General features: G+C 44.7%; 14 protein-coding genes. 6 read left to right on the forward strand and 8 right to left on the reverse strand.

Translation table 11 applies throughout. The features are described from left to right. Positions 1-87 precede the first annotated feature (87 nt). Positions 88-1,308, forward strand: a complete 1,221-nt coding sequence (locus BK026_RS17690) for an alginate export family protein (RefSeq protein WP_071817011.1) — start codon at positions 88-90, stop codon at positions 1,306-1,308. A 70-nt stretch (positions 1,309-1,378) separates the two neighbouring features. On the opposite strand, the gene BK026_RS17695 is transcribed toward BK026_RS17690, so the two are convergent. The 4 genes from BK026_RS17695 to ccoG form a co-directional block, all read right to left on the reverse strand. Further along, entirely contained in the window at positions 1,379-1,969 is a 591-nt protein-coding gene (locus BK026_RS17695; protein ID WP_071817013.1) for an HD family hydrolase, read from the reverse strand. 77 nt (positions 1,970-2,046) lie between these two features. After that, entirely contained in the window at positions 2,047-2,679 is a 633-nt protein-coding gene (locus BK026_RS17700) for a thiol:disulfide interchange protein DsbA/DsbL (protein WP_071817014.1), read from the reverse strand. Positions 2,680-2,919: 240 nt separating this feature from the next. Beyond that, a complete protein-coding gene (locus tag BK026_RS17705) occupies positions 2,920-3,903 on the reverse strand; it encodes a serine/threonine protein kinase (protein WP_071817017.1) in 984 nt (327 codons plus the stop codon). Beyond that, positions 3,900-5,330, reverse strand: coding sequence for a cytochrome c oxidase accessory protein CcoG (ccoG, locus tag BK026_RS17710; RefSeq protein ID WP_071817018.1), 1,431 nt, complete (start codon positions 5,328-5,330; stop codon positions 3,900-3,902). Before ccoG ends, BK026_RS17705 begins: the two co-directional genes overlap by 4 nt. 351 nt (positions 5,331-5,681) lie before the next feature. Between ccoG and BK026_RS17715 the strand changes: the two genes are divergently transcribed. Beyond that, a complete protein-coding gene (locus BK026_RS17715) occupies positions 5,682-6,038 on the forward strand; it encodes a hypothetical protein (RefSeq protein WP_071817020.1) in 357 nt (118 codons plus the stop codon). Positions 6,039-6,148: 110 nt separating this feature from the next. Continuing rightward, positions 6,149-6,691 carry a DUF3016 domain-containing protein gene (locus tag BK026_RS17720; RefSeq protein WP_071817023.1) on the forward strand — a complete coding sequence of 181 codons (543 nt, stop codon included), beginning with the start codon at positions 6,149-6,151 and terminating at the stop codon, positions 6,689-6,691. Between the two features lie 71 nt (positions 6,692-6,762). Here the strand turns inward: BK026_RS17720 and BK026_RS17725 are convergent, their stop codons facing one another. Beyond that, a complete protein-coding gene (locus BK026_RS17725) occupies positions 6,763-8,523 on the reverse strand; it encodes an acyl-CoA dehydrogenase family protein (protein ID WP_071817024.1) in 1,761 nt (586 codons plus the stop codon). 194 nt (positions 8,524-8,717) lie between these two features. Between BK026_RS17725 and BK026_RS17730 the strand changes: the two genes are divergently transcribed. Continuing rightward, a complete protein-coding gene (locus BK026_RS17730) occupies positions 8,718-9,512 on the forward strand; it encodes an SDR family NAD(P)-dependent oxidoreductase (protein WP_071817026.1) in 795 nt (264 codons plus the stop codon). 15 nt (positions 9,513-9,527) lie between these two features. After that, entirely contained in the window at positions 9,528-10,421 is an 894-nt protein-coding gene (locus BK026_RS17735; protein WP_071817029.1) for an amidohydrolase, read from the forward strand. Between the two features lie 33 nt (positions 10,422-10,454). Here BK026_RS17735 and BK026_RS17740 read toward each other — a convergent pair whose 3' ends face one another. The 3 genes from BK026_RS17740 to BK026_RS17750 form a co-directional block, all read right to left on the reverse strand. Continuing rightward, on the reverse strand, positions 10,455-11,639 hold the full coding sequence (locus tag BK026_RS17740) for a mandelate racemase/muconate lactonizing enzyme family protein (RefSeq protein WP_071817031.1): 1,185 nt from the start codon (positions 11,637-11,639) through the stop codon (positions 10,455-10,457). 81 nt (positions 11,640-11,720) lie between these two features. Further along, on the reverse strand, positions 11,721-12,488 hold the full coding sequence (locus tag BK026_RS17745; RefSeq protein ID WP_071817033.1) for a class II aldolase/adducin family protein: 768 nt from the start codon (positions 12,486-12,488) through the stop codon (positions 11,721-11,723). Positions 12,489-12,578: 90 nt separating this feature from the next. After that, a complete protein-coding gene (locus tag BK026_RS17750) occupies positions 12,579-13,031 on the reverse strand; it encodes an NUDIX hydrolase (protein WP_083575191.1) in 453 nt (150 codons plus the stop codon). A gap of 324 nt (positions 13,032-13,355) precedes the next feature. Between BK026_RS17750 and BK026_RS17755 the strand changes: the two genes are divergently transcribed. Next, positions 13,356-14,405: an efflux RND transporter periplasmic adaptor subunit gene (locus BK026_RS17755; RefSeq protein WP_071817036.1), complete on the forward strand. Its 1,050-nt coding sequence runs from the start codon at positions 13,356-13,358 to the stop codon at positions 14,403-14,405. Positions 14,406-14,407: the final 2 nt, after the last annotated feature.

A 14,407-nucleotide genomic window follows, 5' to 3' on the forward strand; every position in this document is an offset into this window, starting at 1 on the left:
ACCCATGAATTTTACTTACTAACCGGCATTTTTATGCTGGCTGGGTAAGTGTTGACTGATAAAAATCAAAACCGATAGGGAACACGCATGAACACGTTACAAAAATTAAGCATGAATGTGCTAGCGGCATCTGTTATGGCTGTGTTGGGCGGCAGCGCGATGGCTGTCGATATCCACGCTGCTCTTAGTGATTCAAAAGCATGGGCAGACTTGAACCTGCGTTACGAGTCTGTTGATCAAGACAATGCATTAGAAGATGCTAGCGCACTGACTTTACGCACGCGTTTAGGGTTTAGTTCGGGCAGCGTTAATGGATTTTCGTTTACTGCCGAGGTTGAAGATAGCCGCATTGTACTTGGGCAAGATGAGTTTACCGTAGGGCCTACGGGCTTTAATGTAGGTGAATACTCGGTGATTGCCGACCCTGAAACAACGGAGGTTGACCAGGCTTTTATTCAATATAAAACGGATAAGTTCACTGCCAAAGTAGGTCGGCAAGTGATTACGCTAGACGATCACAGATTTGTTGGCCACGTTGGCTGGAGACAAGACCGTCAGACCTTCGACGCCGTAAGTGCTAAATATGCGGCAACCGACAATCTAGCGCTTTTCTACAGCTATTTGTACAAGCGCAATCGTATCTTTGCAGAAGCTGCTGATCTTGATTCAAAAGACCACATCCTTCACGCAACCTACACATCTAAGATAGGTAAATTTGTGGCCTATGCTTATTTGTTAGAAGTTGATAATGATACTGACAACGCACTAGATACGTATGGTGTAAGCTACGATGGTAAAATGAAAGGCGATAACGTTAGTTGGGCTTACGGGGGGGAATTTGCAACTCAGTCGAGCGAAGCCGGTGCGGGTGAAACTGCCACCGACTTTGATGCGTCTTATCTTAATGCATATTTAGCTGCCACATTCTCTGGCGTAACGGCTAAAGTGGATTACGAAATTTTAGGCTCAGACGATGGCATGTACGGATTTGCAACGCCCCTTGCTACTCTGCACAAATTTAACGGTTGGACCGATCAGTTTTTGGGTACGCCTGCCCAGGGGTTGAAAGACCTTAAGTTTTCACTTTCTGGAGGCTTAGCGGGGGGGAAATGGCTATTGGCTTATCATGACTTTTCTGCAGACGATAGCAGCAATGGCGTTGACGATTTAGGTAGCGAGATTAACGTTCAATACACTAAGAAATTTGCTGGTAAGTATAATTTCGGTATCAAGTACGGCACCTATGATGCGGGCGATGTAAAAGTAGATGCTAACCGCTTTTGGATGTGGGTTGGTACCCGCTTTTAATCGCAGGGTGAATCGATTTTTATATACAACATAGCGAAATAGCTACATCAAGTTTGGGTTGGCTAAGTCATTATTGACTTAGCCAACCTTTTTCAACGGCTATATCTAGCTGCTGCAATACGTAGTCCCACAGCGCTGGTGCGCAAGATTTTAGATGGGCATTACGCTTTTCAATCTTCTCTCTTGCAATTGAATGGCGTTTCCAGCTTCCCCCATTGTCTTTCATGTTTTGAAAAACAGGTAGCACTCGGTCCATTGCTTTAGCAAACTCTGCATCGGCGGTTTCGGCCGCTTCAAACTCAAGCCATAACTCAAGCATTTCATTATCCAGTGGACTGGGCAACAAGCCAAAAATGCGCTTTGCGGCAGCAATCTCTTTCTCAGCTTGCGCGTCGTGATCACTTTGATGATTGAAAGCAAACATATCGCCAGCGTCAATTTCCACGATATCGTGAATAAGGATCATGCGAGTGACGCGGGTAATGTCGATAGGTTTAACCGCATATTCGCTCAGCATATTTGCCATCAGCGCAACATGCCAGCTGTGCTCAGCGGAGTTTTCTTGACGGTAATTGTCAGCAGGAAGAGTAATTTGTCGCTTCACTGCCTTTAATTTATCAAGTTCACAAATAAACTCAGCTAAGTCACACACAGAATGCATTGAGCGTCTCCTTAGGTGTTATGGAATAGGACAAAAAAGGGCGCTTTCGCGCCCTTAGTAAGCTCGTAACGGCTTAATTACTTTTGCTCAGACAACCACACAATCAAATCAACAATGTCGTCGTACGACATATCACGAGTGAATGTTGGCTGGTATTTACCGTTAATAATAAAGCTAGGCACACCATTCAGGTACTCGCGGTAGTCATCGATTTGTTGTTGGTTCTTTCGAACCATGCTGTTTACACCGAAGCTATTCGCTAGTTTATCAAACTCTTCACCTTCTACGCCGTTTACCACGAAGATATTGCGAAGATCTTTTAACCCTGTAATAGACGCACGCTGTTTGTGGATATAGTTAAATATTGCGCCATTCATTGCTTCTTCTTGCTTTAAAGAGCGTGCGATAAGCATCGCTTTTGTGGCATCGTTTTGCGTATCTGGGCCAGCAAAGCGCATGAAATTCACATGAACTTTGGTGAATTTCGTGCCGTCGCTCTTCTTTTCTTTAATTTGAGCAACAATAGGCTCAAATTGGAAACAGTGCGGGCACCAGTAAGAGAAGTACTCAGTAATTACGGGCTTATCCGTTGCCTCTCTGTCGAGAACGGTGTAGTGAGTACCTTCTTTCCACTTGCTATTTGATTCCTGTGCGCACGCAGTAAGCGGCATTAGCACTGCCATTACAAAGAACACGGCAAACTTTTTCATGCAATCTATTCCTATTTCTTATAAAAATAATATCGGGTAAAAGGTTATCACACGCGTTAGTGCTTAACTAGACTGTGTTCATGTTGAAACCGTGCTAACGCGATAAGTGAGCTAAAAAATACAATGAAACGCGCGTAAATATCTACTTGCGCTTCATCACCACGTTAAAAGTACCAATATCCGACTGAATATAAAATGAATCGCAAAATAGGGCAGTGAAGTCTTGTCTAGAATGTGCCTCTAAAAGCCAAGTTTTAGCGCAGGCTCTTGAAGAGAAGACAGTTGTTCCTTCAACGCTAAAATTTGTCCTTCCCAATACTTGTCTTCGGCAAACCATGGAAAAGCTCTCGGGAAAGCAGGGTCTTGCCAGCGCCGTGATAACCAGGCCATGTAGTGAACCATACGCATTGCTCGAAGTGGTTCTATCAATATAAGCTGCTTGGAATCAAAAGGCTGGAATTCTTCGTATGCTTCCACAAGCGTATCGAGTTGAATGAGTTGCTGTTGTCTGTCGCCACTTAACATCATCCATAAATCTTGAACAGCGGGCCCCATTCTACAATCGTCTAAATCGACAAACGTTGGACCGTCCCTCCATAAAATGTTTCCCGGATGGCAATCACCGTGCAATCGAATAGGGTTCATTGTCTTATAGGCGTTTTCAGTGGCCTTTATTACGGGGTCTAAAATGGCGAAAAAGGCGGTTTTGAGGTGGTCTGGTAATAAACGACTGGTTTCAAGAGTCTGCCGGGGCTCATGCAGATAACTTGGCGTGTCGATGTGTGGGCGCGAAGAGAACGCGCTAGCCTTCGAAACGCTATGAATTCGACCAATAAAACGTCCCATCCACTCTAACTGATCTAAATTATCGTTCTCAAATTGCCTTCCTCCTACTGATGGGAATAAGGTAAAACGGTAATCAGTTCCGTTAACGTTGTGATGATGTAGCGTTTGACCGTTAAGCGCAATGGGCGCTGCAAGCGGTATTTCAGACTCAGCAAGTTCGTTAGCAAAAGCGTGTTCTTCGAGAATTTGTGCATCAGACCAACGACCGGGTCGATAGAATTTTACTACGTAGCGCTGATTATCTTCGGCCAAGAATTGATAAACGCGATTCTCATAGCTGTTTAAGGCTAGTAAGCCACTTTGCAGAAAAATGCCCTGAGATTCCAGGGCATCCAAAATTGTGTCAGGGCTTAGCCCTGAGAAAGAAAAATCTGTCATCGATAGAGGAATTTAGTCGGTTCATCAACAGTAACCACCTCACCGTCTATGGTTGTGCTCACGCTGATTAAGATATCGGTAACCGTATCTTCCAGATTATAGGCGTCTGTTGCAACAGAAATTGGTGTACTGTACACCTCACCACCCCCAACAGTTACCGTTTGTTCACCAATGTATTCGTATTCCGGTAAACCTTTTATCGCAATGCTATAGGTGTGGGTTTGTTGTGTTTTATTGAGCACCTTGATGGTGTAAACATTTTCAATTAGTCCTTCGTTTGTCTCGCGATAAAGCGAATTACGATCTCTAATAATGTCGACTTCCGTTGGGCTTCGCATCCATATATTTGCGAACAATAAACCAGTCATTACAATGAGAACGACAAAGTAACCGACGAGCTTGGGTCTTATAATATGTGTTTTGCCGCCTGACAATTCTTCTTCAGACGTAAAGCTAATCAGCCCCTTGGGATACCCCATTTTGTCCATTACGCCGTTACACGCGTCGACGCAGGCGCCGCAGTTTATGCATTCATACTGCAAACCGTTGCGAATATCGATACCCGTAGGGCAAACTTGTACACATAGGTTACAGTCTATACAGTCGCCTAAGCCTTTTTCTTGAACTTGTTCATGGCTGAGCTTACGGGGACGTGGACCACGCTTTTCACCGCGTTTTGCATTGTAAGATACGGTGAATGTGTCTTTATCGAACATGGCAGACTGAAAGCGTGCGTAGGGGCATATATGGGTACACATTATTTCCCGCATATACCCGGCATTGCCGTAGGTGCAAACGGCAAAGAAAATAACTGAAAACGCAGCCCAAAAACTGGTGTTAAACGTAAAAAATTCAATAAAAAGCTGGTCTATCGGTGTGAAATAGCCCACGAACGTCAGTGCAGTAAGTAGTGCTACTGCTACCCAAGCGGTGTGTTTAGCCGTCTTTCTGATAAATTTGTCAAAATCCATTTTCCGATTATCAAGGGCGATACGTTTGTTTCTGGTGCCTTCGCACTTTTCCTCAAACCAAGTGTAAATATAAACCCATGTAGTTTGAGGACACATGAAACCACACCAAACCCGCCCTGCAAATGTCGTAACGAAGAAAAGGGCGAATGCAGAAACGATGAATATATAAGCGAGAAGCGTAAGGTCTTGAGGCCACAGTGTCAGAGAAAATATCGTAAACCGCTGCTCACCAATATCGAGCAATACTGCCTGTTGTCCGTTAAATTGAAGCCAAGGAATTATGGCGAACAGCCCCAAGAAAAATAACCCAAAAAGGCGTCGAAAAGACTCTAACGGCCCTTTAACCGCGCGCACATAAATTCGGCTTCTAGAGTCTCTGCGCTTCCCTTCAACGGTGCCTTTGGGCTTGTGTACTTTTACCGGAGTAACATTTTTTACCGGTATTTGTTCATTCATATTTTAACCTTAGCTGACATCATGAACTGCGACTGCAGTATATCAATTCATCATCCCGCTTTTTTAATGTAGATCAATCTTTGTGACATGATCTAACTTTTTAAACTTTCAGTCAATACTGAAAGTTCAGAAAGATCTTCCGGCTGTGTGCAGTTTCCTTGTCAGCATGTTTGTCTCTTATACTGATGCCTACCTGTGAGAGTAGAGAGTGCAGAATCTGTCAGAAATGTGATAAGTGGTATACTTGTACGAGACAGTAATCTATGATGTTTGTTTAATGTACAGTTGTGTGATGCTCGGTTTCGTTCATCACAAGGCAAAACCTATCGTTGTCGAGTTTGTTGAGAAGTCATGTTACGTTTTTTTATCATCGCCGCAGAAATTATTGTTTTAGTTATGATTTTGCGCTCCCCTTTCGTTCAATATTTATTTGCCGATGTGCAGGCGTCTATCTCTAATTGGCTTATTCACGTAACCACTATCCCTGAACGAAGAGAATTAAAAAGCCTGCGAGACAAAATAAATATCCAGCTTAGTCCATTAAAACCTTACCAACAAAGCTATGTTGAGCAGATTACCCAAAGCAAGGCTGGGTTGAATCAGTTTTACGTCGATTACTGTAAGACTGAGGAAATCAATCCTAATTTTTCGGGAACTAAACGACTGCAAATTTGCCAAATAATAGAACAGTCGCCGTTTATGAATTAAATGTTGTCGAAAGTAAAGGTTTGCTTCAGAGGCGGGCTAGGTAAGTTTGTCGAGATTGAGCGTTGCTCGCGAACAGCGAAAATACGGTAATAAACAAGTAGGAGTCTTCTATGCGTTTGATAAATACTTTTTCATGCTTTGGCATTGCCGCAAGTCTTTCAGGTTTATTAATTGCGACACCTGTTAGTGCTGCTGAAGTCGAGGTTGTGTGGGAAAAGCCAGAGTCTTATGCGGATCTGAGGCCTGCAAATGAATCGAGAAAGCGATTTCGTGAACGGGTAATGACTCAGTTAGCGTCACACATTGAAACCTTGGCTGAGACGATGCCAAGCGAGCAAACCCTGTCTATCACGGTAACAAATTTAGACCTTGCAGGTCAGGTTTGGCCCAGCCAGTTTGTTGGTTTCGGCACCGGCGGGGGGGATGTGCGCTTAATTCAACGCATCGATATTCCGCGCATGTCGCTTAACTATAAGTTGACTGATGAAAGCGGCAATATTTTACAAGAAGCGCATGACGTAAAAATAAAAGATATGGATTTTCTAGACTCAAATATGAGACGCACAGGGAGAGACTCGCTTTCCTATGAGAAAGCAATGCTTGATGAGTGGTTTGCCGATACTTTCTCCACAAACGTTGCGGCAAGCGGTTAGTTTTAAATATAAGAAAAAGGGGCGTTTATTTCTAGTAAACGCCCCTTTTTTAATGGTTACGTTAGCGCCGCTTACAAATAGTCGAACTCACTGCCGCTAATAGCTAGCGTGCTTTCAGGGCCGGCCATATAAGCGACTTTGTGCGCATCGCGTCGCGGCAAAATACGCTCAATGTAAAAATCGCGTGTTTTAACTTTTGATGCGGCTAATACAGCGTTGTCACTATTTTGCGCCGCGTCTGCCATGCTATACCACAACACGCCTAGCAACGAGTAGGCACTGTATGCGAGGTAATCACACGCTGCCGATGCCGCTGTTGTAGGGTCCATCCCCAGACAATCTGCTGATGATGCTCGCCAGTCGTCAAGAAGACCCTGCGCTAGACCTTGTGCTTCATTATCTTGAATTTTATGAACCAGTTCATTGAAAGCATTATAGGTTGCTTCCATCATCTGGCCGCCATCTCGGGTTAGCTTTCGGCCAATCAAATCAAGTGCCTGAATGCCGTTGGTGCCTTCATAAAGCATCGCAATACGAACATCACGCATAAGCTGCTCCATGCCCCACTCACGTATGAAGCCGTGGCCGCCGAAGACTTGCACACCAATACTGGTGGTTTCAAGGCCCATATCAGTCATGAAGGCTTTACAAATAGGCGTTAGAAACTGCAATATTTTCTCTGCATTTTCCTTGTCTTCCCCTTCGCTAAGCTTTTCTACATCCATAAATTTAGCGTAAAGAAGTGAAAGCGCACGACACCCTTCAATTAATGATTTTTGCGTGAGCAACATGCGTGCAACGTCTGGCTGAAAAACGATGGGATCAGCTTTGCCTTCAGGATTTTGAATGCCTTGAGGGGCGCGAGATTGCAAACGCTCTCGCGCATAGGTTAATGCGCCTTGGTATGACGCTTCAGCCGCCCCAAGGCCCTGCATGCCTACTTGGAAACGCGCATCGTTCATCATTGTAAACATACACGCCAGCCCTTGGTTCTCCTCGCCAACTAACCAGCCAGTGGCACCGTCAAAGTTCATTACGCAAGTTGGACTAGCCTTAATCCCCATTTTATGTTCAATGCTGCCCACAGAAAGGCTATTTGCCTCACCAGGTTCGTTGCTTGCGTCTGGCAGAAACTTAGGCACAAGGAACAGGCTAATGCCTTTAACGCCTTTTGGTGCGTCTGGAAGGCGAGCTAGTACTAGGTGAATAACGTTCGAGCTCCAATCGTGATCACCCGCAGTAATAAAAATCTTGTTGCCGGTTATTTTGTAGCTACCGTCACCTTGAGGTTCAGCTTTAGTGCTAAGTAAACTTAAATCTGTTCCGGCATGAGGTTCGGTCAGGTTCATCGTGCCTGTCCACTCGCCGCTTATTAGTTTGGCAAGGTAGATATCTTTCAATGCTTTGCTGGCATGCTTAGTTACCGCCAATGTCGCGCTTTCTGTAAGCATGGTGGTTAAACGCCAGCTTAAGTTCGCCGCGTTTAGCATTTCGTGAACAGGAACCGCCATCGTGTAGGGCAAATCTTGTCCTTCATACTCAGCGGTGCCTAGCATCGCATTCCAGCCGTTAGCGACATATTCTTGGTAAGCTTCAGCAAACCCTTTCGGCGTTGTAATCTTTCCATCTTTAAGGGTACAGCCCTCTTCATCGCCTTCACGATTTAGGGGGGCAACAACGTCCAGCGCAAACTTTGCACCTTGAGAAATAATTTCATTCGCTAATTCACTATCGAAATCACTAATTCCAAGTTTTTCGTAGTGGGCATCAAGTCCAAGCCAATCTTTTAAAAGAAACTGAAAATCAGCAGTGGGTGCATGGTATAGAGGCATGGATGACTCCTTTTTCAAACAAGTGTTTTAATTGTGCTTATTATAGCCACAAAAAGCATAGTGAGAGTAGTGCGTTAAAGGAAAGTTAATAATAAATCTCGCTTATATGTATGCAAAAAGCCAACTTGCAATTCTAGTTTCCACTGGCATGCTATCGTCACAAACAAAAATACTTTCAATAAGCAGAAACGGTAATGTCAGAAGATCACGCTATAGAAAATGAAGTTAGCCATTCAGCACCTGAAATCACTCCACCTGTTTGTATTGTAACGGGAGGGAGTATGGGGATAGGACTTGCTGTTTGTGAATTATTCGCAGCACATGGCTATACCGTCATAAATTTGGACATTCGAGATTTTGAACGCAAGCCTAAATGTGCAATTTGGAAGCCATGCGATGTCAGCGACGTGCCAACGGTCAGTGCGACAATAGACGAAATCATAAAAACCTATGAGCGGGTTGATGCGCTGGTATGTAACGCGGGAATGCATGTGTCTGCCACTATTGAAGACACCGACGAAGCATTATTAGACCGCGTGTTAAGTCTCAACGTGAAAGGCGCTTACGCCTCAATAAAAGCGTGTTTACCGGTAATGAAGCGCCAGCGTGGCGGCGCCATAGTGGTAATGGGCTCTGATCAGTCTTTTGTTGGCAAGCGAAATTCTTTTGCTTATGGTTTGACGAAATCGGCACTTGCGTCCATCGCCAAAACCACCGCACTTGACTACGCTTCATACAACATTCGAGTAAATGCAGTGTGCCCAGGTACAATCGAGACACCGCTGTTTCACAAGGCAATCGATAGTTATGTTTCGCGCTCTAAAGTAGATAAAGCGGTGGTGGTTGCAGAAGAAGCGGCCGCGCAACCCTTAGGAAGGTTAGGGCAGCCAAAGGACGTTGCTGAACTTACGTATTTCTTGTGCAGCGATAGTGCGTCTTTTATAACGGGTAGTTTGCACGCAGTTGATGGTGGCTACACTGCACAATAAGGGAAATTCTCATCAATGGGTTTTGATCTGAATAATGTGAATAAACAGCGTACGTGGGTAGACCCTCATGTCCATTTTTTTGCCTTAGATAAAGGCGCTTACGCTTGGCTTAAGCCTAATAACCCCCCCTTTTGGGCTGATAAAACGGATATTGCACGAAATCATTATGAAGTGGATCTCACGCGTGCCGCGGGCCCTAACTTAAGCGGGTTTGTGCATGTTGAAGCGGGCTTTGACAACACAAAGCCATGGCGCGAAATTGAATTTTTAGAAGGTCATTGTCGCCTGCCTTTTCGCAGCGTAGCTTGTATAGATTTATCGTCAAAATATGCTGAGAGCCACATTAACAAACTTGCTGGTTACTCGTCCGTGGTTGGCCTACGTGATATTTTGGATGATAACGCAACCACGATGCTCAACAACCCAAAGGTGCAGTGGTTGCTTGGGTTTATGGCAAAAAAAGGTCTGAGCTTTGATGCGCAGTTTGATCTTGCTGACACTGCTGTAGTAAACGCTCTTCTGAAAGTATTAGAACGCTATCCATCATTGAGGGTAATCGTTGATCACAGCGCGGTTGCACCGTTAACCATTGAAAGTTTAGCGTTTAAACGCTGGACAAAAAATATTGCAAGTTTAACAGAGACAGAGCAAGTCGCATTTAAGTTCTCAGGGTTAGAAATGCAGGACAGGCAGTGGTGTAAGCGCAGAGCTCAGCAAGTTTTAAGCGCATTATTAGCAAACGCTTCTCGTGATAAAGTTATGTTGGCCAGCAACTATCCCCTATGTACATGGCGAATGCCGTATCAATGCCTCTGGAAAGTGTATCACGAATTAACGTGTCCACTGAGTGAACACGAAAAAATGTGGTTGTTTGAGAATACCGCGAAAAATTGGTATCGCCTGACTTAACTGATAGGCAAAAGTCAGGCGACGAGACGTCAGTTATTTTAATGCCGTTACCGTCATGTTAGGTGACCGATAAACCACTTCATCATTGAGTTCTATGCCCAGCCCTGGTGTGTCTGGCGCTTCAATAAAGCCATTTACAGGCTGTGGATCTTGAATACACAGTTCTCTATTCCAGTCTTTAATCGCATAGGTGTGGTGCTCATGAATGAGGAAATTCGGGATTGCCGTTTCTAAGTGTAGACTAGCAGCAGTCGCCACTGGGCCGCCACACACGTGTGCCTGAATACGAACGTCGTAAATATCTGCATAATCACACACTTTTTTCGCTTCAGTGAAGCCTCCGCAAAGTCCAACGTCAGGTTGTAGTACGTCTATCGATTGATCTTCAAGATATGGGCGCACGTCCCAGCGATGATATAAACGTTCTCCACCAGCAATAGGAACATTCACGTTTTTGGCCACTTTGTCATGCAGTTTTGAATTTAAGTAGTTCACCGGCTCTTCATAATACAAACAGCCAATTTCTTCTACGATGCTGCCTAACTGAATAGCGGTAGATGCACCAAGTAAACTATGACATTCAAAGATAATGTCGCCATCATCACCCATCGTGTCGCGAATTGCTTGTAAGCGTGCTTTGAACAGTTTGAGTTCGGGCTTGGTAAATAGCTTTGTACGATCAAAGTGCGTATTACCGTCTTTGTCATACACGATGGGGTCAACCTTTACTGCGTCATAACCCTCTTTGAGCGCTTTTTCTGTGGCCCTCGCATAGTCGGCAGGATCGTTAAGCTTAGTGACTTCTTTATCCCAATCAAACTGTAGCTGACTAGCATAACTGCGTAGTTTACCATTTGTCTTACCGCCCAACAGTTCATAAACGGGAAGGCCAAGTGCTTTACCTTTAATATCCCAAAGCGCTGTGTCAATTGCACTCATTGCTGCATAGATAACAGGACCTCCACCTAAGCCCCAAAAACCCTCGCGCAGCATGCGCGACCACAGTAGTTCAGTATGGAAGGGGTTAAAGCCAATGAGCATGGCCTCTGCAATTTCTTTTATCATATGGGCAGCGGCGCTGTGGCCCCAATCATAAGCCAAGCCGGCTTCACCTACACCGGTGATCCCCTCGTCAGTATACACGCGCACAAAAACAGGGTTCCATTGAGGTCTTTTGGGACATTCAATATCAAATATTTCTACTTTAGTAACTTTCATATACGTTATTCTTTCTTTTGGTGTGGGCCTACCGCACTATCGAGGCCTATTGATGTCTATATGCTTTTGACGAACCTTTATTTATTCGCAAAAAGTAGGGTCAAGTTTATACGCTTTTCGCAGCATAGCCGGCCATGCTTTTTGACCACCCGTTTCGCCACTATGAACAACTTTTGCCTGCTGATAAATGTTATCAATGATAGATTGTGGGATCTCAATGACATCTTCATTTGACTGCATAAGCGCAAGCTGAATTTCACACGCGCGCTGTAAATCGTAAAAACGCATAAAAGCATCGCCAACGGTAGGCCCAATTGTCAGCCCGCCATGATTAGGCAATAGCATGTGGTTAGTGTCGCCTAAATCCTCTTGAAGCCTTTTTTTCTCACTGTCGTCAACAGCCAGCCCCTCATAATTGTGGTACGACAATGAGGGCAAGGAAAATAACGAATATTGGCTCCACGGTCTAAGCCCCCCCTTTACCGAAGCTACTGCGATGGTTGCCAATGTATGTAGATGAATAACGCACTGAGCGTCGTCTCTAACTTCGTGTATGGCACTGTGGATTGTAAATCCTGCTGGATTTATATCGAAAGGGGTATCGTCAAGGATCTTGCCCTTGAGATCGACCTTTACAAGGTTTGATGCCGTTACCTCGTCGAAAGCCAGGCCGAAAGCGTTAACCAGATAGTGCTCAGTTCCTGGTACTTTAGCTGAAATGTGGGTATAAATTAGGTCGCCCCAACGCATATCTGACACCAAGCGGTAGCAGGCTGCTAGGTCTACGCGGGTTTGCCATTCGCTCTCAGAGACCTGGTCTTTGAGGCTTTTTTTGGGCAGTGAGAACAAGTCGCTTCTCCTTTACTGTGTATCTCATGAATGTACCAACACCAACGGCGTTGAACAACGCTTCAATAGTACTTAGCTGCAACCAGATTGTTATTTCTTAGCGTCAAAGGAAATAAAACTGTCGCGAAGTAAAATGAGATCATCTTTAAAACGCAAATCCTGATGGTCAATTAAAAACGGATCGACTTTTTCTATCGCGCTCACTTCAATCGTTGCCCACGGAGGTGGTTCGAATACATCGGGAAGCGTGTCAATGCCTGCATCGAGGTCACACCCAAATAATAGTAGGCCATTGTTCGTTTTAGCTAAGTAGGTTTCGACAGAAACGTTAAAACCGGTTTCTTCCCATGTTTCTCGGTGTGCGGTACAGGCGGTGGAATTATCATCGGAGAAACCGCCACCCGGAAAATCCAATTTTCCAGTTAGGCGATGGCGAATCAAAACAACCTTTTCTTGCGATTTAATGATGCAGGCTGCGCCTTTTGCAGTCGCTATTTCTTGTGCATGGTGAGCGTCGATTTCCGTTTCTAGCGTTGGTGACATTCGACAAGCAGGCTCGTTTGGTGCCAGCGGCGTGCACCCTAAAAGCGTTAAAAGCGCGAAAATAGGTGACAAGCGAAATAAGAATGAAGTCAATTTAGGTAAAATACTCTTAGCAAATAAAAATAAAGACCAAGTTACGTTGCCTTGGTCAAGTCGGTCTTAGCGTGAATTTGACGTTGACTGTCGCTGACGAAAAAGTCGCAAGTCAACGCAAATAATTAATCTCTCTTTCACTAAAGAAAATGATGATTTTACGCATTTTTATCACCGCCCAAACTATAGCATGCGGTGGGCACGGTTACTTCTACCTTAAGGAAAAGTTGTATGTTATCCAAGTTTTCATTACCACCTTTATTTTTAGGCGTAGTAATGCTTTTAGGAGTATTGGTTTACATTAATATTCCACATACACAGGCTGATGGAAAGAATGAGGCCCGTGCCACACCAGTAAAAACATCCAAAGCGGAACCCCAAGCATTCCCCATTACTATTGAGTCACTCGGTACGGCAATAGCCAATGAGTCGGTCAATCTTACATCTCAGGTTACCGACAAAGTTATTTCGGTCAATTTTAATGACGGCGACGCGGTTGAAAAGGGCGCCATTCTAGTGCAGCTCAACAATTTTGAAGAAATGGCAAGAATAGAAGAGTTGAAAGCCAATATTCAAGAAGCGAAGCGTCAGTTTTCGCGAATTGCGAACTTAAGGCAGAGCAATGCAACGTCTGAGCAATTGCTTGACGAACAGAAAGCACGCGTAAAAGCACTCGAAGCGCAATTGGATGTGGCGCAAGCTCAGTTAGACGATTTGCAGATAAAGGCGCCATTTAGTGGCCTGTTGGGCAACAGAGAAATTAGTGTGGGTTCACTTGTCCAACCCGGAAGTACAATTACGACGCTTGACGACATAAGCGTTATTAAGGTCGATTTTAATATTGCCGAAAATCACCTCGGCAGTGTCGCAAAAGGTCAAAAGGTTTCTGCCACCTCTGTTGCCTACCCGGGTACAAACTTTGAAGGTCAAATAAGCAATATTGACACGAGACTTGATCCTGTTAGTCGTTCAATAAGCGCGCGAGCTACTATTGCAAACCCTGACGGTAAATTGCGTCCCGGTATGCTGTTAACTGTTGTGGTGGAGAAGCGTGTTTTAAATGCGCTAGTGTTGCCTGAAAAGTCGCTGGTGCCGGTACAAGACAAGCAATTTGTTTACGTTGTAAAAAATGACATAGCGCATCAGGTAGAGGTAATTACAGGTGAGCGTCGTCCTGGCTTAGTGCAAATTATTGAGGGGCTAGAAAGCGGTGACGAGGTGATCACAGAGGGCACGCTTAGAGTGCGTGACCAGTCTCCCGTCAATGTGTTAAATCGATAGGG

Origin of the sequence: Alteromonas sp. V450, from assembly GCF_001885075.1 — a bacterium.
Classification (GTDB): domain Bacteria; phylum Pseudomonadota; class Gammaproteobacteria; order Enterobacterales; family Alteromonadaceae; genus Alteromonas.

What these genes read in the sequence shown, in the direction of transcription:
- BK026_RS17690 (WP_071817011.1), top strand. Translation starts at nt 88, where the DNA reads ATGAACACGTTACAAAAATTAAGCATGAATGTGCTAGCGGCATCTGTT.
- BK026_RS17695 (WP_071817013.1), bottom strand. Translation starts at nt 1,969, where the DNA reads ATGCATTCTGTGTGTGACTTAGCTGAGTTTATTTGTGAACTTGATAAA.
- BK026_RS17700 (WP_071817014.1), bottom strand. Translation starts at nt 2,679, where the DNA reads ATGAAAAAGTTTGCCGTGTTCTTTGTAATGGCAGTGCTAATGCCGCTT.
- BK026_RS17705 (WP_071817017.1), bottom strand. Translation starts at nt 3,903, where the DNA reads ATGACAGATTTTTCTTTCTCAGGGCTAAGCCCTGACACAATTTTGGAT.
- ccoG (WP_071817018.1), bottom strand. Translation starts at nt 5,330, where the DNA reads ATGAATGAACAAATACCGGTAAAAAATGTTACTCCGGTAAAAGTACAC.
- BK026_RS17715 (WP_071817020.1), top strand. Translation starts at nt 5,682, where the DNA reads ATGTTACGTTTTTTTATCATCGCCGCAGAAATTATTGTTTTAGTTATG.
- BK026_RS17720 (WP_071817023.1), top strand. Translation starts at nt 6,149, where the DNA reads ATGCGTTTGATAAATACTTTTTCATGCTTTGGCATTGCCGCAAGTCTT.
- BK026_RS17725 (WP_071817024.1), bottom strand. Translation starts at nt 8,523, where the DNA reads ATGCCTCTATACCATGCACCCACTGCTGATTTTCAGTTTCTTTTAAAA.
- BK026_RS17730 (WP_071817026.1), top strand. Translation starts at nt 8,718, where the DNA reads ATGTCAGAAGATCACGCTATAGAAAATGAAGTTAGCCATTCAGCACCT.
- BK026_RS17735 (WP_071817029.1), top strand. Translation starts at nt 9,528, where the DNA reads ATGGGTTTTGATCTGAATAATGTGAATAAACAGCGTACGTGGGTAGAC.
- BK026_RS17740 (WP_071817031.1), bottom strand. Translation starts at nt 11,639, where the DNA reads ATGAAAGTTACTAAAGTAGAAATATTTGATATTGAATGTCCCAAAAGA.
- BK026_RS17750 (WP_083575191.1), bottom strand. Translation starts at nt 13,031, where the DNA reads ATGTCACCAACGCTAGAAACGGAAATCGACGCTCACCATGCACAAGAA.
- BK026_RS17755 (WP_071817036.1), top strand. Translation starts at nt 13,356, where the DNA reads ATGTTATCCAAGTTTTCATTACCACCTTTATTTTTAGGCGTAGTAATG.